The 20,222-nt window shown below is 72.5% G+C and carries 20 protein-coding genes; 11 read left to right on the top strand and 9 right to left on the bottom strand.

Translation table 11 applies throughout. From position 1 onward, the window contains the following. Positions 1–4: 4 nt before the first annotated feature. The 5 genes from sigE to AB0K02_RS16995 all read left to right on the top strand — a co-directional run bounded on the left by sigE (position 5) and on the right by AB0K02_RS16995 (position 5,043). A complete protein-coding gene (gene sigE, locus AB0K02_RS17015) occupies positions 5–775 on the top strand; it encodes an RNA polymerase sigma factor SigE (RefSeq protein ID WP_365993353.1) in 771 nt (256 codons plus the stop codon). Beyond that, on the top strand, positions 772–1,722 hold the full coding sequence (locus tag AB0K02_RS17010) for a zf-HC2 domain-containing protein (RefSeq protein WP_365993228.1): 951 nt from the start codon (positions 772–774) through the stop codon (positions 1,720–1,722). Before sigE ends, AB0K02_RS17010 begins: the two co-directional genes overlap by 4 nt. Positions 1,723–1,825: 103 nt before the next feature. Further along, positions 1,826–3,640 (top strand): trypsin-like peptidase domain-containing protein, encoded by a 1,815-nt coding sequence (locus tag AB0K02_RS17005; protein ID WP_365993352.1) that lies wholly within the window; start codon positions 1,826–1,828, stop codon positions 3,638–3,640. Positions 3,641–3,751: 111 nt separating this feature from the next. After that, entirely contained in the window at positions 3,752–4,213 is a 462-nt protein-coding gene (locus AB0K02_RS17000; RefSeq protein WP_365993227.1) for a sec-independent translocase, read from the top strand. A 260-nt stretch (positions 4,214–4,473) separates the two neighbouring features. Next, positions 4,474–5,043: a hypothetical protein gene (locus AB0K02_RS16995; RefSeq protein WP_365993351.1), complete on the top strand. Its 570-nt coding sequence runs from the start codon at positions 4,474–4,476 to the stop codon at positions 5,041–5,043. A 236-nt stretch (positions 5,044–5,279) separates the two neighbouring features. Here the strand turns inward: AB0K02_RS16995 and AB0K02_RS16990 are convergent, their stop codons facing one another. The 3 genes from AB0K02_RS16990 to AB0K02_RS16980 are packed head-to-tail and all read right to left on the bottom strand — an operon-like array spanning position 5,280 to position 8,306. Further along, a complete protein-coding gene (locus AB0K02_RS16990) occupies positions 5,280–6,413 on the bottom strand; it encodes an Mrp/NBP35 family ATP-binding protein (protein ID WP_365993226.1) in 1,134 nt (377 codons plus the stop codon). A 44-nt stretch (positions 6,414–6,457) separates the two neighbouring features. Further along, positions 6,458–7,051, bottom strand: coding sequence for a DUF1003 domain-containing protein (locus AB0K02_RS16985; protein WP_365993225.1), 594 nt, complete (start codon positions 7,049–7,051; stop codon positions 6,458–6,460). Continuing rightward, entirely contained in the window at positions 7,044–8,306 is a 1,263-nt protein-coding gene (locus AB0K02_RS16980; protein ID WP_365993224.1) for a CBS domain-containing protein, read from the bottom strand. Before AB0K02_RS16980 ends, AB0K02_RS16985 begins: the two co-directional genes overlap by 8 nt. Before the next feature lie 163 nt (positions 8,307–8,469). Here AB0K02_RS16980 and AB0K02_RS16975 point away from each other — a divergent pair, with 163 nt between their 5' ends. After that, complete coding sequence (locus tag AB0K02_RS16975; protein WP_365993223.1) at positions 8,470–9,237, top strand: hypothetical protein; 768 nt, start codon at positions 8,470–8,472, stop codon at positions 9,235–9,237. A gap of 62 nt (positions 9,238–9,299) precedes the next feature. On the opposite strand, the gene AB0K02_RS16970 is transcribed toward AB0K02_RS16975, so the two are convergent. The 3 genes from AB0K02_RS16970 to AB0K02_RS16960 form a co-directional block, all read right to left on the bottom strand. After that, complete coding sequence (locus AB0K02_RS16970) at positions 9,300–9,587, bottom strand: hypothetical protein (protein ID WP_365993222.1); 288 nt, start codon at positions 9,585–9,587, stop codon at positions 9,300–9,302. A gap of 316 nt (positions 9,588–9,903) precedes the next feature. Continuing rightward, positions 9,904–10,413: a hypothetical protein gene (locus AB0K02_RS16965; protein WP_365993221.1), complete on the bottom strand. Its 510-nt coding sequence runs from the start codon at positions 10,411–10,413 to the stop codon at positions 9,904–9,906. Positions 10,414–10,441: 28 nt separating this feature from the next. After that, entirely contained in the window at positions 10,442–11,557 is a 1,116-nt protein-coding gene (locus tag AB0K02_RS16960) for a magnesium and cobalt transport protein CorA (protein ID WP_365993220.1), read from the bottom strand. A gap of 469 nt (positions 11,558–12,026) precedes the next feature. On the opposite strand from AB0K02_RS16960, the gene AB0K02_RS16955 reads away from it, so the two are divergent. From AB0K02_RS16955 to AB0K02_RS16940, 4 genes are all read left to right on the top strand, one after another. Then, positions 12,027–12,617, top strand: coding sequence for a suppressor of fused domain protein (locus AB0K02_RS16955; RefSeq protein ID WP_365993219.1), 591 nt, complete (start codon positions 12,027–12,029; stop codon positions 12,615–12,617). A 326-nt stretch (positions 12,618–12,943) separates the two neighbouring features. After that, positions 12,944–13,582 (top strand): DUF6758 family protein, encoded by a 639-nt coding sequence (locus tag AB0K02_RS16950; RefSeq protein WP_365993218.1) that lies wholly within the window; start codon positions 12,944–12,946, stop codon positions 13,580–13,582. A 151-nt stretch (positions 13,583–13,733) separates the two neighbouring features. Next, positions 13,734–14,597: a PHP domain-containing protein gene (locus tag AB0K02_RS16945; protein ID WP_365993217.1), complete on the top strand. Its 864-nt coding sequence runs from the start codon at positions 13,734–13,736 to the stop codon at positions 14,595–14,597. Between the two features lie 45 nt (positions 14,598–14,642). Next, entirely contained in the window at positions 14,643–15,248 is a 606-nt protein-coding gene (locus AB0K02_RS16940) for a MarC family protein (RefSeq protein WP_365993216.1), read from the top strand. A gap of 71 nt (positions 15,249–15,319) precedes the next feature. Here the strand turns inward: AB0K02_RS16940 and AB0K02_RS16935 are convergent, their stop codons facing one another. After that, a complete protein-coding gene (locus AB0K02_RS16935; protein ID WP_177150633.1) occupies positions 15,320–15,472 on the bottom strand; it encodes a hypothetical protein in 153 nt (50 codons plus the stop codon). 175 nt (positions 15,473–15,647) lie between these two features. Here AB0K02_RS16935 and AB0K02_RS16930 point away from each other — a divergent pair, with 175 nt between their 5' ends. After that, positions 15,648–16,547 (top strand): NYN domain-containing protein, encoded by a 900-nt coding sequence (locus tag AB0K02_RS16930; RefSeq protein ID WP_365993215.1) that lies wholly within the window; start codon positions 15,648–15,650, stop codon positions 16,545–16,547. 8 nt (positions 16,548–16,555) lie between these two features. Here the strand turns inward: AB0K02_RS16930 and AB0K02_RS16925 are convergent, their stop codons facing one another. Both AB0K02_RS16925 and AB0K02_RS16920 read right to left on the bottom strand, forming a co-directional pair. Beyond that, positions 16,556–17,416: an alpha/beta hydrolase gene (locus tag AB0K02_RS16925; RefSeq protein WP_365993214.1), complete on the bottom strand. Its 861-nt coding sequence runs from the start codon at positions 17,414–17,416 to the stop codon at positions 16,556–16,558. Between the two features lie 183 nt (positions 17,417–17,599). After that, the gene (locus tag AB0K02_RS16920; RefSeq protein WP_365993213.1) at positions 17,600–19,738 is read right to left on the bottom strand and encodes a DEAD/DEAH box helicase; all 2,139 of its coding nucleotides are present in this window, start codon (positions 19,736–19,738) and stop codon (positions 17,600–17,602) included. Positions 19,739–20,222 lie beyond the last annotated feature (484 nt).

Genomic DNA, 20,222 nt, shown 5'->3' with positions numbered 1-20,222 from the left:
GGCTATGGTAGGGGCTCCGCTGGACACCACCAGAGCTGACAGGGGAGGTGCGGCTGCACCTGCGGACCGGGGAGGAGTGCTCAGGCGCTTCCTCAGGTCGGTGGGTGAGCCCAAATCCGTGACCAACACCGCTGACCGTTCCGTGCCCGCCGACTCCGTAGCCACCGCGACGTTCGCATCGGATGCGGAATCGCAGGCGTGGACCCCTCCCACCTGGGAGGAGATCGTCAGCACGCACAGCGCTCGGGTCTACCGCCTGGCCTACCGCCTCACGGGCAACCAGCACGACGCCGAGGACCTCACCCAGGAGGTGTTCGTCCGCGTCTTCCGTTCGCTGTCGACGTACACCCCCGGCACGTTCGAGGGCTGGCTGCACCGCATCACGACCAACCTCTTCCTGGACATGGTCCGCCGCAAGCAGCGCATCCGTTTCGACGCCCTCGGCGACGACGCGGCCGAGCGCCTGCCCAGCCGCGAGCCGTCCCCCCAGCAGGTTTTCAACGACACCCACTTCGACGCCGACGTGCAGCACGCGCTGGACACCCTCGCCCCGGAGTTCCGCGCCGCCGTGGTGCTCTGCGACATCGAGGGGCTGTCGTACGAGGAGATCGCCGCGACCCTGGGCGTGAAGCTCGGCACCGTCCGCAGCCGTATCCACCGCGGCCGCTCGCATCTGCGCAAGGCCCTGCAGCACCGGTCCCCGGAGGCCCGTGCCGAGCAGCAGCGGTCCCTGGCGGGTGTCGTCGGCCTTGCCGGGGAGGTCGCGCCGGCGTGAGTGGCACCAGTCCGACCCCCGCGGAGCAGCATCTGGGGGACCGGCTCGCCGCACTGGTCGACGGCGAGCTGAAACACGACGTGCGCGACCGCGTCCTCGCGCATCTGGCGACCTGCCCCAAGTGCAAGGCGGAGGCGGACGCCCAGCGCCGCCTCAAGAGCGTGTTCGCGCAGTCCGCGCCGCCGCCGCTGTCCGCGGGGCTGCTCGCCCGGCTCCAGGGGCTGCCCGCCGACACGGGCGGCGACGACGACCGCGGCGGTCCGTTCGGCGGCCGCCCCTCCGACGGTGTGCTCGGAGCTCTGAACCCGTCCGCGGGACATACCCGCGAACCTCGCGGGGAGACCTTCGGGTACGTCCCCGGGGGTACGCACGCGATCCTGCCGGGTGCGGGCAGCGGCTTCCGTATCCACGAGGTCGGTCGCGCGGATGCTGAGCGCTCCCCGTGGCGCGGCAGACGCTTCGCGTTCGCCGCGGCCAGCGCCGTGTCCTTCGCCGCCATCGCGCTCGGCGGGGCCGTCCCCCTGGACGTCACCGGCGAGACGAGTGCCCGCGGCCAGAGCGGTGGCAGCAAGGTGACCCCCGTCCGCACGGCGTCCGCCGGGCCCACCGGCGCCTCCTCCGGAGCCACGACGACTGGCGGCGCGGTCTCCCTGCGCGGCGTGGAGGGCGAGCGGCGCCGGAGCGCGACGGGTACGCCGGTCAAGCCCGACACCGGTCCGTTCCACGCCGTCGCGCCCACCGCACCCCCGAGCCCGCAGCAGGCACACCCGTACACGGCAGCGCTGCTGATGTACAACTCCGCTGCCCTGCCGCCGCCACTGATACAGCCCACGGCGTCGGCGTTCCCGCTCGCCATCGGCTCGGCCGCTTCACCGACCGCCACCCCGGCCCCCACGCATCTCGCGGCTCCGACGGCCCCCGGCTCGTCGATGGCGCCCCCGCGCTGACGGCAGCACGCACCGGCCCCTGCGCAGGGATTCGCAAACCTGGTTGAATCCTGGGTGCGTGCCCCGCAGGGGTACCGCAGAGGCCGGCAGTTGCGGGGAGATCATGGACGACGGGAAGCCCACCGGATCCAAGGCGAAGTGGTGGAGCCGCCCCAGTGCGGTGCGGGTGACGCCTTCCGTGCCGGAGCAATCCGAGCCGGCCGACGCGCAGCCGTCGGCCGCCGCGCCCGAGGCGGGCCGGGAGGCCACGGTTAAGGCCACCGCCCCGACGACGGCGCCGCAGCCCGCCGAGCCTGCCCTGTCCGACACGGCGGCCCCGCCGCAGCCCGCCGAGCCCGTCATCGCGGACACGGTCGCCGCCCCCGCACCCGCAGTCGCCGACACGGCCGCCCCGGCGACGCCCGTCGCGACGGCTCCGTCCAGGCCGGCTCCGCTGCACGAGCCCGATCCCTACAGCACGCCGCCCTACGGCGGCCCGGGCCCCTGGGCCCCCGCACCCCCCGTGCAGCGGCCGGTCCCGACCCCGGCGCAGGGCACGCCCGTGCCCGCGCAGTACACGGTGCCGCAGACCGTCCCGCACGCGGCCCAGCCGGTGCCGCCCGCACCGCCGGCCCCGCACGCCGCCCCTTCGGCCCCGCTGCCGCCGGCGCAGCCCGAGCCGGCCGTCCCGCACCCGCAGCAGCCCATGCACCACCACCCGCAGCCGCCTGCCGACGAGCGCCCGCAGCCGCTGAACTCCGTGTGGCTGCAGTACGACCCCTGGAGCGCACCGGGCCGCCCGCTCACCGAGCCCGGCGAGCCGGTCGCCAGGAAGCGCAGGCGCGGCCCACTGCTCGTCGGCGCGCTCGTCATCGCCCTCGTCGCGGGCGGCACGGGCGGCGCCATCGGCGCGTACGTCGAGCGCAACGGCGGCATCGTCCAGGTGGAGCTCCCCCAGGCGGACCGCGAGAACGGGGACCGCGCGCCCGACAGCGTCGCCGGGATCGCGGCCAGCGCCCTGCCCAGCGTCGTCACGCTGCACGTCAGCGGCGGCGGCGAACAGGGCACGGGCACCGGCTTCGTGCTCGACCGGCAGGGCCACATCCTCACCAACAACCACGTCGTCGACCCTGCCGGGACCTCCGGCGACATCACGATCACGTTCAGCGGCGGGGAGACGGCCGAGGCCACCCTGGTCGGCAAGGACAGCGGGTACGACCTCGCGGTCGTCAAGGTCACGGGCGTCTCCGGACTGAAGCCGCTGCCGCTCGGCAACTCCGACAACGTCCGGGTCGGCGACCCCGTCGTCGCCATCGGCGCCCCGTTCGACCTCCAGAACACCGTCACCTCCGGGATCATCAGCGCCAAGGAGCGCCCGATCACGGCCGGCGGCGAGAAGGGCGACGGCAGCGACGTCAGCTATGTCGACGCGCTGCAGACCGATGCCCCGATAAACCCGGGCAACTCGGGCGGCCCGCTCGTCGACAGCAAGGCGCGGGTCATCGGCATCAACAGCGCCATCAGGGCGGCCGACACCGGGGCGGGCGCCGAGGGCCAGGCAGGCTCGATCGGGCTCGGCTTCGCCATCCCGATCAACCAGGGCAAGCGCGTCGCGGAGGAGCTGATCAACACCGGGAAGGCCACGCACCCGGTGATCGGGGTCAGCCTCGACATGAAGTTCACCGGCGACGGGGCCCGCGTCGGCGAACGGGGCAAGGACGACACCCCGTCGATCACCCCTGGCGGCCCGGCCGCCAAGGCCGGCATCAAGCCGGGCGACGTCATCACCAAGGTCGACGGGCAGCGGGTGCACAGCGGCGAGGAGCTCATCGTCAAGATCCGCGCCCACCGGCCGGGCGACCGGCTGGAGCTCACGATCAGGCGCGGCGGCGACGAGCGGACGATGACGCTGACCCTCGGTTCGGCGGACAGCTCATGACCATCCGCGCGGCGACCGGACGGTACCGGGGCGACAGTTTCGCCAGGTACCGTGGTTCGGGTCCGGACCACATCCGACCTGCGGGCCACAGAGAGCACGAGGAGCAGCAGGGTGTTCAATGACATAGGCGGACTGGAGCTGGTGGCTCTCGTGATCCTCGCCGTGCTCGTCTTCGGCCCCGACAAGCTGCCGAAGGTGATCCAGGACGCCGCCCGCTTCATCCGGAAGGTCCGCGCGTTCTCCGAGAGCGCGAAGGAGGACATCCGCAGCGAACTGGGCCCGGAATTCAAGGACTTCGAGTTCGAGGACCTCAACCCCAAGACGTATCTGCGCAAGCAGCTCGCGGAGAACGAGGACCTCAAGGAACTGAAGGAGCTCCGCAGCAGCTTCGATCTCAAGAAGGAGATCAACGACGTCGCGGACGCCGTCAACGGCAAGGAGCCGTCCGGCGTGTCCGAGGGCTCCGTCCCGGCCGCGGTGAACGGCTCGCCCTCGGGTGGCCCCGACCTGCTGAAGAAGCGCGACAGCGCCGATCGGGACGAGCGGCCGCCGTTCGACGCCGACGCCACCTGAGCGCGCCCGAGCACCGTCATCCCCTGTGCGCGGGGGCGGGGTGGCTATTCTCTCCATCTGTCCGGCAGTGAGGACGCCCGAGGGGGGCGGGTCCGCTGAAGGAACGAACGACGGAGGAGGCGGCCGGCTAGATGGCGACGACGGGTCGGGTGACGGCGCGGGACACGGCGGGCGATGAGCCGGCCGAGGGCGGCAGCGGTCCCCGCGCGACGCAGGGGGGAACGGCTGCGGCGGCTGCCCGGCGTACGGCCGACGGCTTCATGAGCGCCGGTTTCCCCTGGTACGGGCTGGACGATGTCTTCACCGGCCCGCGTCGGCTGCTCCAGGTGGGCACCGCGGCGGACGGAACCGTTCAGCACGGCGCGATCGGTCATGGCGACGAGCCGTCGATACGGTCCGAGGCGGCCGGAGGGGAGAAGGAGCGCTTCGCCGTCGTCGTGACCGTCGCGGCGAGTCCGCTCCGGCACAGCGGCGACGGTACGGGAGTCCTGGACGCCACGACGGTCTCGTCCGCGGCCTGGCTCGCGGGCTCGGGCCTGCTGGCGCACACCTGGCCGCCGCAGCTGGACCACTCGCTGCGCGACGACTGGCTGGAACAGCAGACGGAGACGGCGTTCGAGCTCGCGGACGACCTGACGGGTCCGGCGTGGTCGATGCTGTCGCTGCCGGTGGACGGGGTGCCGACGCCGTTCCACTACCGCGAGGCGGAGTTCGGCTGGGTGCTCGCCGGGACGACGGACAAGGGAGTCCACATCGGGGCGTACGGGCGCGGCATGAGCGCGTACGGGCTCGGGTTCTCGGTGGTGGACGTGTCCGCGTACATGGACTGACCTCGGCCGGTGCTCTTGCGCGGGCGCTCGGGGCCGCGTGCCCGGCCCCGCCACCCGGGGGTCACCGCGCCCGGGGCCAGCGGCTTCCTGCCCGTCCGGCGGGCCTCGGCTCCGCCCCGTGGACCTCCGGACATCGTGCGTGCCGCCGGACGTGGCGAGGCTGCCCCGGGCCGGACGCCGACGGGCTGATTCCCTCTCCAGGAATCAGCCCGTCGCACACGCGGAGGCGAGGCGGATCAGAACTTGTTGCGCGGCGTGATGCCCAGGCTCATGCCCGACAGGCCACGCTGGCGGCCGCCCAGCTTGCCGGCGATCGTGCGCAGCGCCGAGCCCGCGGGGGAGTCGGGGTCGGTCAGCACGACCGGCTTGCCCTCGTCGCCACCCTCGCGCAGGCGCACGTCGATCGGGATCGAGCCCAGCACCGGCACCGTCGTGCCGGTCGTCCGCGACAGGCCCTCGGCGACCTTCTGGCCGCCGCCGGTGCCGAAGACGTCGACCATCTCGTCGCAGTGCGGGCACGGCAGGCCCGACATGTTCTCGACGACGCCCACGATCTTCTGGTGCGTCTGCACCGCGATGGAACCGGCGCGCTCGGCGACCTCGGCAGCCGCCTGCTGCGGCGTGGTGACGACGAGGATCTCGGCGTTCGGCACGAGCTGGGCGACCGAGATCGCGATGTCACCCGTGCCCGGCGGCAGGTCGAGCAGCAGTACGTCGAGGTCGCCCCAGTACACGTCCGCGAGGAACTGCTGGAGCGCGCGGTGCAGCATCGGGCCGCGCCACACCACAGGCGCGTTGCCCGGGGTGAACATGCCGATCGAGATGACCTTCACGCCGTTCGCCGACGGCGGCATGATCATGTTCTCGACCTGGGTGGGACGGCCGTCCGCACCCAGCATCCGCGGCACGCTGTGGCCGTAGATGTCGGCGTCCACGACGCCGACCTTCAGCCCGTCGGCCGCCATCGCGGCCGCCAGGTTCACGGTCACCGAGGACTTGCCGACGCCGCCCTTGCCGGAGGCCACCGCGTACACGCGGGTCAGCGAGCCGGGCTTGGCGAACGGCACCTCGCGTTCGGCGGCCGTGCCCCGCAGGGACGCCGCCAGGTCCTTGCGCTGCTCGTCGCTCATGACGTCGAGCGAGACGTCGACGCGGCCGACGCCGTCGACGCGGGCGACCGCGTCGGTCACGTTCTTGGTGATCGTCTCGCGCATGGGGCAGCCCGAGACGGTGAGGTACACCGTGACGGCGACCGTGCCGTCGTCCCCGATGTCGACCGATTTCACCATGCCCAAGTCGGTGATCGGTCGGTTGATCTCGGGGTCGTTCACTGTCGCCAGTGCCTCGAGCACCGCGTCTTCCGTAACCATACGGACGATGGTACGGCGCAGCCTCCCGCCCGGGGAAAGCCCTGTCAGCGGTCGCCTTCGTCACTGTGTCCCGAGTGCTCGGGCGGGAATAGCGCGCGCCGCTCCTCCATCTCCCTGATCAGGTCCTGGAACTCGGAGCGGATCCAGTCCCGTGTGGCGACCTCGCCGAGGCCCATGCGCAGCGCCGCGATCTCCCGGGTCAGGTACTCGGTGTCGGCGATCGACCGCTCGTTCTGCTTGCGGTCCTGCTCCAGGTTGACCCGGTCACGGTCGTCCTGCCGGTTCTGCGCCAGGAGGATCAGGGGCGCGGCGTACGAGGCCTGGAGCGACAGCGCCAGGGTGAGGAAGATGAACGGGAACTCGTCGAAGCGCAGGTGCTGCGGCGCGCTGACGTTCCACACCACCCAGGCGATGATCGTCACCGTCATCCAGACCAGGAACCGGCCGGTTCCGATGAAGCGCGCGATCTTCTCCGACAGCCGCCCGAACGCCTCCGGGTCGTACTCGGGCAGCAGGGCGCGCCGCGGAGCGCGCGGCAGGTCGAGCCGTGCCCGCCGCGATGCCGCGCTCGCGCCCGCCGGCATGCGCTCGCGCGTCTCGCCCCGCTCGCCCGATCCCAGCTCGCCGCCGCTACCCATGGGCGGACTCCTCGAACTCGGTCTCGCGCCAGTCCTCCGGCAGCAGGTGGTCGAGCACGTCGTCGACGGTGACGGCCCCGAGCAGCGAGCCGCTCTCGTCGACGACGGGCGCGGCGACCATGTTGTACGCGGCGAGGTAGCTGGTGACGGCGGGCAGCGGGGTGCCCGGCGACAGCGGCGGCAGGTCGCTGTCGACGATCGAGCTGACGAGGGTGAACGGCGGGTCCCGCAGCAGCCTCTGGAAGTGCACGGTGCCCAGGAACTTGCCCGTCGGCGTCTCGTCCGGCGGCCGGCACACGTACACCTGCGCGGCGAGTGCCGGGGAGAGGTCCGCCTGGCGGACGCGGGCGAGGGCGTCGGCGACCGTGGCGTCCGGGCGCAGCACGATGGGCTCGGTCGTCATCAGACCGCCCGCCGTGCGCTCCTCGTACGACAGCAGCCGGCGCACGTCGGCCGCGTCGTCCGGGCGCATCAGCGTCAGCAGCCGTTCCTTGTCCTCCTCGGGCAGTTCGGAGAGCAGGTCGGCGGCGTCGTCGGGGTCCATGGCCTCCAGGACGTCGGCCGCGCGCTCCTCCTTGAGCTTGCCGAGGATTTCCACCTGGTCGTCGTCGGGGAGTTCCTCCAGCACGTCGGCGAGCCGGTCGTCGTCGAGCGCGGCGGCCACCTCGGCGCGGCGCTTGGGGGAGAGGTGGTGCAGCACGTTGGCCAGGTCGGCGGCGCGCAGCTGTTCGAAGGTGGCCAGCAGGCTCTCGGCGCCCTGCCCGTGCTCCTCCAGCGAGAACCCGGTGACGGCGGACCATTCCAGCGTCAGCGTCTCTCCCCTGCGGCGCAGCGCGCCGCCCTTGCCCTTGCGCACGAAGACCTTGTCGATCTCCCAGTCGCGGCGGGCCGGCAGCTGCTGGATCGACACGTCGAGGACCGTGGCCTCCTCGCCGGTCTCCACGAGGCGCACCCGCCGGTCGAGCAGTTCGCCCAGCACCAGGCGTTCGGTCGGGCGCTGCTCGAAGCGGCGCATGTTCAGCACGCCGGTGGTGATGACCTGGCCCGACTCCACACCGGTGACCCGGGTCATGGGCAGGAAGATGCGGCGGCGGCTGATCACTTCGACGACGAGTCCCAGCAGCCGGGGCGGACGCCGCCCGACGCGCAGCATGGCCACCAGGTCGCGCACGCGGCCGACCTGGTCGCCGTTGGGGTCGAAGACGGGTACGCCCGCGAGGTGCGAGACGAAGACCCGGGGGGCGCCTGCTGCCATGCCGCCCCTCCTTACCGGGAAATGCCGCTTTTCGACTGATTCAGGCTAGCCCGTCCCGTTCGTCGTCGCCCCGTCTCACGTCCGTCCGGCTCCCTGCAAGACCCCGCTCCCGGCACAGGTACGCTGCGGTCTGCCATCCCCCGAGACGAGAGGCAGGGCGCTGGTGACTCCCCTCCTTTCGGCCGGCCGGGCCCGTCGTGCCCTGCTTGCCGTCGTGCTGTCTGCCGGACTGACCACCGGGGTCACGGCGTGCGGCGAGGATCCGGACGCGGGCACCAACGGGATCGGCAAGCTGACGGCCCAGGAGATCGAGAACAAGGCGCGGGTGGCCGCCGACGGGGCCACCGCGGTGCGGCTGTCGGGCACGCTCGTCAGCAAGGGCGGCACGTACAAGCTGAACATGCGGCTCAAGCAGGACGGCGGCACCGGGTCGGTGACGTCGAAGGAGAACACCTTCGAACTGCTGCGCATCGGCGACACCCTCTTCCTGAAGGCCGACGCCGGCTTCTGGAGTCACGCGGACGGCAAGGACGGCGAGGAGCCGAGCAGCTCCGACGAGGAGGCCGCGGACAAGCTCGAGGACAAGTACGTGAAGGTGCCGCAGGGGGACCCCTCGTACAAGCAGTTCCGCGGCTTCACGGACATGGACGTGCTGCTCGACGGGCTTCTCGGCATGCAGGGCGAGCTGAGCAAGGGGGACCGGACCCAGGTGGGGGGCATACGTGCCATCAAGGTCCTCGCCGCCAAGGGTGAGGGGGGCGTGCTGGACGTGTCGCTGACGGGCAAGCCGTATCCGCTGCAGTTCACGCGGGCGGGCGGCGCGGGGGTGCTCACGCTCGGGGACTGGGACAAGGACTTCGAGCTGGCCGAGCCGTCGCGGGACGAGATCCTGGACTACGGCGGCCAGCTTCCGAAGACCTCGGGCGACTAGGTTCTCGCTCGGATCAGGCCGGATCGGCGAGGGGGCCGGAGCCCGGCAGGTCCGACAGCGGCCTAACCCTCCTCGACGAGGTCGAGGACCCTCGTGACGGGCGTGCCGATCAGCGCGGGCGCCTTCTCGCGCGACGGCCAGACGTCCGCGACGAGCGCGTCCCGGAAGCGCTCGGCCTCACGGGCGGTGGCGAACTCGAGGTCGACGACGACGTACGCCGGATTGTCGACGGGCTGCTGGACGCGGTACGCGCGCACGCCGTGCTTGCGGCGGAAGTCGGCGTGCTCGTCGAACGCGGTCTTCCAGGCGGTGAGGTCGGTGATCGCGTGCTCGATATGCAGCGTGACCATGCTGCCCTCCTCGTACGCTCCCTTCCATGGTGCCGGGCCGGGCACCGAACGGCTCGGCCGTGCGCCGGCACACGCGGAAGCGCGGCGCGGGGGGAACGGCGAGGCCCTGCCGCACGTGTCGTGCACCGGTGGCCTCTCGCGCCCGGCGGACCGCTGCCGTCCGGGCCTGCCGGATTCGGTCCGGACCCTGGCTGGTCGCATCCCGTCGCGGGGCTGCCGCCTCCGGGCGGTCGCGCACGCCGTACCGGTGAGGAGGGCGGCCCGTGCCGGAGCCGGCGCGAGACGCCCCTCGGCGGGTCGCCGCCGCAGGCCCGGCCTAGCCGCGGCGGGCGCGGCGCTTCAGCAGGAGCCTCGGCAGGGCCGCCGGGATCGGCCGGCGGGTGATGGCGGGGCTCGGGAGCGGCGGCGCCGACAGGGATCCGTCCGGGAGCTCGGTCGCCGTGTCGCGCGGCTCCAGCCGCAGGACACGGCATTCGCGCGCCCAGCGCTCCGTCATCCGCTCCGCGTCGGGCGCGTTCAGCCGCTTGCCCTTGAGCTCGCCCACGGCCGCCTCCCACGCCTCCGAACCCGGCGCCAGTTCGCGTACCGCGGCCGTCCACGCGACCAGGCGGCCTCCCTTGTCCTTGCTGCGGACGGCGACCTCGGCGGTCCCGCCGTCGGTCAGGCCGGGCAGGGGCTGCTCGCCGGGGCCGTCGCCGACGACGTGCGCGGCGCCGTCGTGCCACACGTGCCACAGGGCGCGCGCCGGGCCGTCGCCACGCACCCAGATGAGGCCGGACTTCTTCGTGGCCTCCTCGACGAGCGCCTGGCCGAGATGGGATGTCATGCCCGCAGCCTATCGACCGGCCGGCCGGTCACAGCCAGCCGTTGCGCTTCAGCGTCCGGTGGATGGCGAAACAGACGACGGCGATGCCGGTGAGCACCATCGGGTAGCCGTACTGCCAGCGCAGCTCCGGCATGTAGTCGAAGTTCATGCCGTAGACCCCGCAGACCGCCGTGGGCACGGCGATGATGGCCGCCCAGGAGGTGATCTTGCGCATGTCCTCGTTCTGCGCGACGGTCGCCTGCGCCAGGTTGGCCTGGAGGATCGAGTTCAGCAGCTCGTCGAAGCCGATGACCTCTTCCTGGACCCGGGCGAGGTGGTCGGCCACGTCACGGAAGTACTTCTGGATGTCCGGGTCGATCAGCCGCATCGGCCGCTCGCTCAGCAGCTGCATCGGCCGCAGCAGCGGGGACACGGCCCGCTTGAACTCCAGCACCTCGCGCTTGAGCTGGTAGATCCGCCCGGCGTCGCCACCGCGCGTGCTGCCCTTGGCGGGCGCGGAGAAGACGTCGATCTCCACCTCGTCGATGTCGTCCTGCACGGCCGCCGCGACCGCGATGTAGCCGTCGACGACATGGTCGGCGATCGCGTGCAGCACCGCGGAGGGCCCCTTGGCCAGCAGCTCCGCGTCCTTCTGCAGCCCGTGGCGCAGCGCGCGCAGCGAGCCCTTGCCGCCGTGCCGGACGGTGATGACGAAGTCCCGTCCGGTGAAGACCATCACCTCGCCGGTCTCCACGACCTCGCTGGTCGCGGTCAGTTCGGCGTGCTCGACGTAGTGGATCGTCTTGAAGACGGTGAACAGGGTGTCGTCGTACCGCTCCAGCTTGGGCCGCTGGTGGGCGTGGACCGCGTCCTCCACGGCGAGCGGGTGGAGCCCGAACTCGGCGGCGATGCCCGCGAATTCGGCCTCGGTCGGCTCGTGCAGCCCGATCCACGCGAAGCCGCCGCCCTCGCGCACCCGCAGCATCGCCTCGTGCGGCGTCTGGCAGGCGGCGCTCTCCAGCCGCTTGCCGTCGCGGTAGACGGCGCAGTCGACCACCGCGCTGGAGGCGGACGGGTCACGCGTCGCGTCGTAGGTGCTGTAGGGGGTGGTGCCCTTGCGCAGGGACGGACGGACCGCTGCGCGCAAGTCACGGATCATCGACATGGCTGGCTCCTTCACGGAGAGGCCGTCGGCGAATGGCGTGGCGCAGCCCGGAATGGGGACGTGAGAGACATACGTCCGCAAAGCGGGCGGCACCGCAGGATCGCGGTGACGGCGTTCGCTACAGACAGGCAAAAACGAAGTGCTCTTCCGTGTGCGAAATGCCGTGGGCCCGTGCGGGAAGGCCTCAGCTCACCGGTCCGTGGATCGCCTGATCAGACGTGGCGCGAGGAGCGGTGCCGTGCGGAAGAGCTGCTGGTACTGCACGATCGACTTCGATCCACCGCAGCCTCACCTCCTCCGGCCGGTCCCCCTTGGGGGATGACGTGTCGTCGGGTCCGGAGAGCACGCCTCCGGCTGCTGCAGGAGGGTGGTCCCCCCGGCGTACTGCCCGACCAGCGGCCAAGCCTATCAGCCGACTACGGGTCAATCCCTGTGTTTGCCCGCTCCGTACGCGTTTTATGCTCGCGACATGAACGATGTTCTTGCTCTGGTCGAGGCCCGGCTGCACAGCGCCCTGGGCGAACCGGACGCGCGCGCCGCGGTCACCTTCCTGGGGACGGACCGCATCGAGGTCCTGCGCTTCCGTGGTGACGGCGAGGACATCGTGAGGTATGTCACGCTCGGCATGTCCGCCCAGCCGATGACGGACCCCACCGCGGCCTTCGCCGACCCGGTGGCGGGTCCGCGCGCGGAGCTGGTCCTGTCGGTGCGGGCAGGGCTCGCCGACACGGACAAGGTGCTGCGGCCCCTCGCCGTACTGGCGGCCTCCCCGCAGGTCGAGGGCGTCGTCGTGGCGCCGGGCGCCTCGCTCGATGTCGGCGAACCGCTGTGGCCGGGCGCGCCGTTCAGCTCGGTGCTGGTGGCGGAGCCGGGCGGCCTGGTGGAGGACCTGGAACTGGACGAGCCGATGGACCCCGTACGGTTCCTCCCGCTGCTGCCGATGACGTCCAACGAGGCCGCGTGGAAGCGGGTGCACGGAGCCGCGGAGCTCCAGGAGCGCTGGCTGGCGCGCGGCACGGACCTGCGCGATCCGCTGCGCAGGTCCGTGGCCCTGGACTGACGGCCCCAAATCCGGCCTGCCGGAGGCCTGTTGGCGAGGGCGGTGAGGCCGTGCCGCGGGGTGCCGGTTCCCCGGCCTCACGGGTGAGCGGGGCGTGCCGGGTCCGGAGGGTCGCGGCCCGGCCGGTGTCGCGATGCCGGCCGGCGCGCAGGTCGTGGGGATGCCGCTCCACTCGGCTGCTCCTCCGCCCGGAGGCGTGGCGCGCGCACCAGTAAGTTAGCGACGCTAATTAATGCGCCACGCATCTGCGTGGCCCCCGGCCGAGCACGCTCCGGACGGGTGATCGTCCTTGACGCGGCGTCGACCGGAGAGGACCGTTGACCCCTATGAGGGGCGAACCCAGTTGCCCGAAGTGCGGTGGCCGGGTGAGGGCGCCCGGTCTCTTTGCCGACTCCTGGCAGTGCGATGTGCACGGCGCCGTGCACCCGCTGCAGCCGGTGATCCCGCCCAGTGTCGAGGCCCTCGGTGTCGTGGTGCACCGCGCGCGGGTCCCTGTGTGGATGCCCTGGCCGCTGCCGGTCGGCTGGCTGTTCACCGGTGTCGCCTACGCGGGCGACGACCGCAGTGGCGGCCGCGCCACCGCCGTGGCGTGCTCGGGCCCCGGGCCCCTCGGCGGCATCGGTGAACTGCTGCTGGTCGCCGAGGAGCTGGGCGTCGGGCTCGGAGCCCGGTACGCGGGCATCGACGGCCCCGATCCCGGCCCGCACATCCGCGTGGAGCGGTCGCCGCAGGTCAAGATGCTGGCCGCCGGCCGTCCGACCCCGCTGTGGCATGTGGAGGGCGCGCCGGAGGACCGCGCCGTCTTCGCCGGCGAGGCGCGCGGGCTGTGGCTGTGGGCCGTGGTGTGGCCCGAGCGGTCGGGGCTGCTGATGTACGACGAGCTGGTGCTGACGGACCTGCGGGACGCGGGCGCCGAGGTGGAGCTGCTGCCCTGCGGGGCGCTGTCGCCGCGACTGCTGTCGTAGGACGGGCGCACGCCGCGTTCGCCCGCCATGAGGTAAGGACCCGTACCGGACGGGTCGCCTTACGCCTGGAGCCCCCGCATGGCGTGGAAAGGGCGTCCGGTCCGGTTATCCTGGATCGTCCCCCTGTCCGTCCCGAGCCCCGGAGTCACGCGTGCGCATCGACCTGCACACCCACTCCACGGCCTCGGACGGTACGGACAGCCCGGCCGAGCTCGTGTGCGGCGCCGTCGCCGCCGGCCTGGACGTCGTCGCCCTCACCGACCACGACACCACCCGCGGCCACGCCGAGGCCGCCGCCGCCCTCCCCGAGGGGCTCACCCTCGTCACGGGCGCCGAGCTGTCCTGCCGCCTCGACGGCGTCGGGCTGCACATGCTCGCGTACCTCTTCGACTCCGAGGAGCCCGAACTGCTGCGCGAGCGCGAGCTCGTACGCGACGACCGCGTGCCGCGCGCCCGGGCCATGGTGGGCAAGCTCCAGGAACTAGGCGTCCCCGTCGAGTGGGCGCAGGTCGCCCGTATCGCCGGCGACGGCTCCGTCGGCCGCCCGCACATCGCGGAGGCCCTGGTCGAACTGGGCGTCGTGGACTCCGTTTCCGACGCCTTCACGCCCGCCTGGCTCGCCGACGGCGGCCGGGCGTACGTCGAGAAGCACGAGCTGGATCCCTTCACGGCCATCCGCCTCGTCAAAGCCGCAGGCGGGGTCACCGTCTTCGCGCATCCGCTCGCGGTCAAGCGCGGCCGCACCGTCCCCGAGAGCGTCATCGCCGAACTGGCCGCGCACGGGCTCGACGGCATAGAAGTCGACCACATGGACCACGACGAGGCGGCGCGCGCACGGCTGCGCGGCCTCGCCGGGGAGCTCGGTCTGCTGACGACCGGCTCCAGCGACTACCACGGCAGCCGCAAGACCTGCCGGCTCGGCGAGTACACCACCGACCCGGAGATCTACGGCGAGATCACCCGCCGCGCCACGGGCGCGTTCCCGGTGCCGGGCACGGGCGGAACGCGCCCGTAGGACCCGCCGCCCCTCGTACACCCCTCTCCCGCAAGGCCCTTCACCGTGTTCGACGCTGCCGTCTTCGGCTCCCTCTTCCTCACCCTCTTCGTCATCATGGATCCCCCCGGGATCACCCCGATCTTCCTCGCCCTGACCTCCGGACGCGCCACCAAGGTGCAGCGCCGGATGGCCTGGCAGGCCGTCGCCGTCGCGTTCGGCGTGATCACCGTCTTCGGCATCCTCGGCCAGCAGATCCTGGACTACCTGCACGTCTCCGTGCCGGCGCTGATGATCGCCGGTGGACTGCTCCTGCTGCTGATCGCGCTCGACCTGCTCACGGGCAAGACCGACGAGCCCAAGCAGACCAAGGACGTCAATGTCGCCCTGGTGCCGCTCGGCATGCCGCTGCTCGCCGGCCCGGGCGCGATCGTCTCGGTCATCCTGGCCGTCCAGCACGCGGACACCGCCGGCGAACAGCTCTCGGTGTGGACGGCGATCGCCGTGATGCACGTCGTGCTCTGGCTGACCATGCGCTACTCGCTGGTGATCATCCGCGTCATCAAGGACGGCGGTGTCGTGCTGGTGACCCGGCTGGCGGGCATGATGCTCTCCGCGATCGCCGTGCAGCAGATCATCAACGGCGTCCGGCAGGTGATCCAGGGCGGCTGAGGCCGCACGACATGCCGCGCCCCCGTACGGATCTCCCGTACGGGGGCGCGTCGCGTGAAGGCTCGTAAGGGCTACGAAGCCGAGGTTTCGGCAGGCCGGATGAGGATGCGCTGGCCGATGGAAGCGGCTTGCTGCACGATCCGGTTGACGGAGGCGGCGTCCACGACGGTGCTGTCCACGGCGGTGCCGTCGACGTCGTCCAGTCGCATGATCTCGAAGCGCACGGCTTCTCCCTTCGTCTGATCCTCCTGAAGGAGAACTGCTGGCAGACGGAATACTCCGTCTGGGTACTGAGGTCTACAACGCGATGCATCCTGCAAACATTCCCTACGCTAAGGAAATTTTTCGGATGCCTAACTACTGGCGGGTAGTGCCCCGGCAACGGACAATGAGCCCCGTATGAACGACGCCGAGATCGCCCGCATCGCCGCCCGCCTGGAACGCACCAATGAGCTCCTGCAGCGGATGCTCGCCGAGGTCGCCACGACCCCTTCGACCCATGCCATCTTCGTCGACGCCGGTTACGTCTATGCTGCGGCCGGGTTGCTGGTGGCGGGCACCGAGGACCGCAGGGCCTTCGACCTCGATGCCGAAGGGCTGATCGAGGCCCTCATCGACAAGGCGCGCACGATCTTCGCCGACAGCCGCCTGCTGCGGGTGTACTGGTACGACGGCGCCCGGCGCCGTATCCACACCCCCGAGCAGCAGTCCATCGCGGAACTGCCCGACGTCAAGGTGCGCCTCGGCAACCTCAACGCGAACAACCAGCAGAAGGGCGTCGACTCCCTGATCCGCTCCGACCTGGAGTCCCTCGCCCGGCACCGCGCCATCAGCGACGCGGCCCTCATCGGCGGCGACGAGGACCTCGTCTCGGCGGTCGAGGCGGCGCAGGGCTACGGCGCACGCGTCCACCTGTGGGGCATCGAGGCCGCCGAGGGCGGCAACCAGGCGGAGCCGCTGCTCTGGGAGGTCGACAGCCGGCGGACGTTCGACCTCGACTTCTGCCGCCCCTACATCACCCGCCGGCCCGTCACGACGTACGAGAACGAAGGCGCGCCACCGCCCTCCCGCGACGAGGTGCGCGTCATCGGCGCCCGGATCGCGGCGGCCTGGCTGGGCGAGCGGGGGCATGCCGCGATGGCCGAGCTGCTGCCCGGCCACCCCTACCTGCCGGGCCCTGTGGACCAGGACCTGCTGATGGAGGCGGAACGGCTCCTGCAGCGGTCACTGCGCGGACACGCGGTGCTGCGGCGCGCGCTGCGGGACGGCTTCTGGCAGCACCTGCAGTCCCAGTTCTGAGGGGGCGGTCACTGCCGGTCCCAGAACCGCACCAGGGCTTCCGCGGTCTCCCGGGGGCGGTCGGTGTTGGGGGAGTGCTCGGCGCCCGCGACGACGGTCCGGTGCGCGCCGAGCCGGCGCGCCATCTCGTCCAGCAGCGGGACGGGCCAGGTGTCGTCGCGCTCCCCGGACAGCACGTGCTTGGGCAGCGGCCGCACCGCGGCGAGCTCGTCGATCCGGTCCGGCTCGGAGATCAGCTGCCGTCCCGTGGCGAGCAGTTGAGCGGGGTTGTGGCGCAGCCAGCGCCGCCGCAGGTCCTCCCGGTCGCCGTTCCGTGAGGCGTCCAGGTCCTCCGGAGCGGCCGCCTCCATGGCTTGCATGGCCGACCAGACCTCGTCCATCGTCATCACGCCGAGCGCGTCGGCGAGCAGCTTCACCCGCTGCCGCTGAGGGGGACTGACCTCGGCGGGGCCGGAGGACATCAGGGTGAACGTCAGGAACGGCGAGGCGTCCAGGAGCACGGCGGCGCGAGCGATCTGCCCGCCGAGCGAATGCCCGACGAGATGCACGCTCCCGCCGGCTGCCGCGGCCTGCGCCAGCACGTCGCGGGCCAACTCGCCCTGGGCGTAAGCCTCCTCGTCGCGGGGGCCGTCGGTCTCGTACTGGCCGCGCCCGTCGACCGCGAGGGCCCGGTAACCGGCGTCGGCGAGCGGTTCGAGCAGGGCGATGAAGTCCTCCTTGCTCCCCGTGTACCCGGGCAGCATCAGCACGGTGCCGCGCACGCTCCCGGAGGACGGCCGCGCGTCGAGCACGGCGAAGTCACCGCGCACGGTCGGCAGGAGGAACGACCGGGCACAGGCGGGCGGTACGAAGGTGGGCGGCCGGCTCATGGTCCCGAGGCTAGCGCGGGGCCGGGGGAGTGGCGTCCGCGGGACGGGCCGTCCGGCGGTCTGCGCCCCTGCGCGGGCCCGTGACGGAGCCCCATCTGTGGGCCTTGTGGGGAGGGGCCAGGTGGGGAAAGGCCGACGGCCCGGACCCCTTCCGGGGCCGGGCCGTCTCGGTGCGCGGTGGCGTCAGCTCTCGGGCTGCGCCACGGCCTTGCGCGTGCGGGTGCGGCGCGGCTTGGGCTCCGCCTCCGCCTCGGTCGCCGTACCGGCGGCCGCCGTGGCCTTCGGCTCGGCCGCCTTGCGCGTACGCGTGCGACGGGGCTTCGCCTCGGGCTCGGCGCCTTCCGCCGTCTCGACCGCCTTCGTCGCACGGGTGCGGCGGGGCTTGGTCTCCGTGCCTTCCGCCGTCTCGGCCGCCTTGGTGGCGCGCGTGCGGCGCGGCTTGGCCTCCGGCTCGGCGCCTTCCGCCGTCTCGACCGCCTTCGTCGCACGGGTGCGGCGCGGCTTGGTCTCCGGCTCCGCGGCCTCGGCGGTGTCGACCGCCTTCGTCGCACGGGTGCGGCGCGGCTTGGTCTCCGGCTCCGCGGCCTCGGCGGTGTCGACCGCCTTCGTCGCGCGCGTGCGGCGGCGCGGCTTGGTCTCCGCCTCCGGTTCCTGGACGGCCACCGCGGCACCCGCCTGCTCGACCTCGACCTCGGGCGTCACGGCCCGTGTGCGGCGGCGGCGCGGCTTGTCCTCCGCGGCCTCCGCCGTCTCCGCGGCCGTCCCGCTCTCCTCCGCGACCACGGTGGACGCCGACGCCTCGACGGCCTCCGACGCACGCGTGCGGCGGCGCGCCCGACGGGGCGCCTCCTCCGCCTCGACGGCGGGCTCGGCAACGGCGACGGCGGCCTCGACCGTCTCCACGGCGGTGGTCGCCTCCGGCGCCGCCTGCGCGCTCACCCGGGTGCGGCGACGGCGGCGCGGCGTGCGCGGCTGCGTCGGCTCGTCGGCGGGGCCGGCGGACTGCTCCGGCACGGACGGCGCGGCGACCTCGGTCCCGCCGCGCGTACGCCGGCGCTGACGCGGCGTCCGCGTACGCGCCGGGCGCTCCTCGCGCACGGCCGTCGGCGCCGACCGGCGGCCGCGGCCACCCGTCTCGCCCAGGTCCTCGACCTCCTCCGCCGCGAGACCCGCGCGGGTCCGCTCGGAGCGCGGCAGGACACCCTTGGTGCCCGCCGGGATGTTCAGTTCCTCGAAGAGGTGCGGGGACGTGGAGTACGTCTCGACCGGGTCGTTGAAGTCCAGCTCCAGCGCCTTGTTGATCAGCTGCCAGCGCGGGATGTCGTCCCAGTCCACCAGCGTCACGGCGGTGCCGCTCGCGCCCGCGCGGCCGGTGCGGCCGATGCGGTGGAGGTAGGTCTTCTCGTCCTCGGGCGACTGGTAGTTGATCACGTGCGTGACGCCCTCGACGTCGATGCCGCGCGCGGCGACGTCGGTGCACACCAGCACGTCCACCTTGCCGTTGCGGAAGGCCCGCAGCGCCTGCTCACGAGCGCCCTGGCCGAGGTCGCCGTGGACCGCGCCCGAGGCGAAGCCGCGCTGGGCCAGCTGGTCGGCGATGTCCGCGGCGGTCCGCTTCGTACGGCAGAAGATCATCGCCAGCCCGCGGCCCTCGGCCTGCAGGATGCGGGAGACCATCTCCGGCTTGTCCATGGAGTGCGCGCGGTACACGCGCTGCGTGATGTTGGCCACGGTCGCGCCCTCGTCGTCCGGCGAGGTGGCGCGGATGTGGGTGGGCTGCGACATGTAGCGGCGGGCGAGGCCGATGACCGCACCCGGCATGGTCGCCGAGAACAGCATGGTCTGGCGGCGCGCCGGCAGCAGCTGGATGATCCTCTCGACGTCGGGCAGGAAGCCCAGGTCGAGCATCTCGTCGGCCTCGTCGAGGACGAGCGCGCGCACGTGCGAGAGGTTCAGCTTCTTCTGGCCCGCGAGGTCCAGCAGGCGCCCGGGGGTGCCGACGATCACGTCGACGCCCTTCTTGAGCGCCTCGACCTGGGGCTCGTAGGCCCGGCCGCCGTAGATGGCGAGCACGCGGACGTTACGCACCTTGCCGGCGGTCAGCAGGTCGTTGGTGACCTGGGTGCACAGCTCGCGGGTGGGGACGACGACGAGCGCCTGCGGGGCGTCGGTCAGCTCCTCGGGCCGGGCACGGCCGGCCTCGACGTCCGCGGGGACGGTGACGCGCTCCAGCAGCGGCAGGCCGAAACCGAGCGTCTTGCCGGTGCCGGTCTTGGCCTGGCCGATGACGTCGGTGCCGGAGAGCGCGACGGGGAGCGTCATCTCCTGGATGGGGAAGGGGGAAACGATGCCGACGGCCTCGAGGGCCTCGGCGGTCTCGGGGAGGATTCCGAGATCCCGGAAAGTCTTGGGCTGCGTAGTCAGGGTGTTGCCTCTTCTGTGAGACGCGGCGCGAGGCGAACGCTGGGGGTCGTACCGCACCTGGATACTGGGCCGGCCGTGGATTGGCCGGATGGCGCGGGACCACTGCCGTCGCTCGAGCGTCGTGCCGCTGGAGGGACCCTCATCTGCGGTCGCACGCACCTGTGTGCGCACGGTCCGCGTGGAGGGCGGTCGGGTCGGAGCCGATCGGGCCACCGACCGGGCATCCTCATTCATCAGACGGCCCACCGAGCAGACAAAAAAAGCTGATGCTCAGCAGGCGCATTACCACTGTACCCCGGAATCGCGCATGTGTGTTGGGGCAATTCCCGGGAAACGTCTTCGGGGCACGGCTGACCAGGCCCTTCCCCCGATCGGCGGGCGG

Origin of the sequence: Streptomyces sp. NPDC049597, from assembly GCF_040675505.1 — a bacterium.
In the GTDB taxonomy this organism is placed as follows: Bacteria; Actinomycetota; Actinomycetes; order Streptomycetales; family Streptomycetaceae; genus Streptomyces.
The sequence above is the reverse complement of the archived record's forward strand: the minus strand, read 5'-3'. Positions and strand labels throughout refer to the sequence as shown.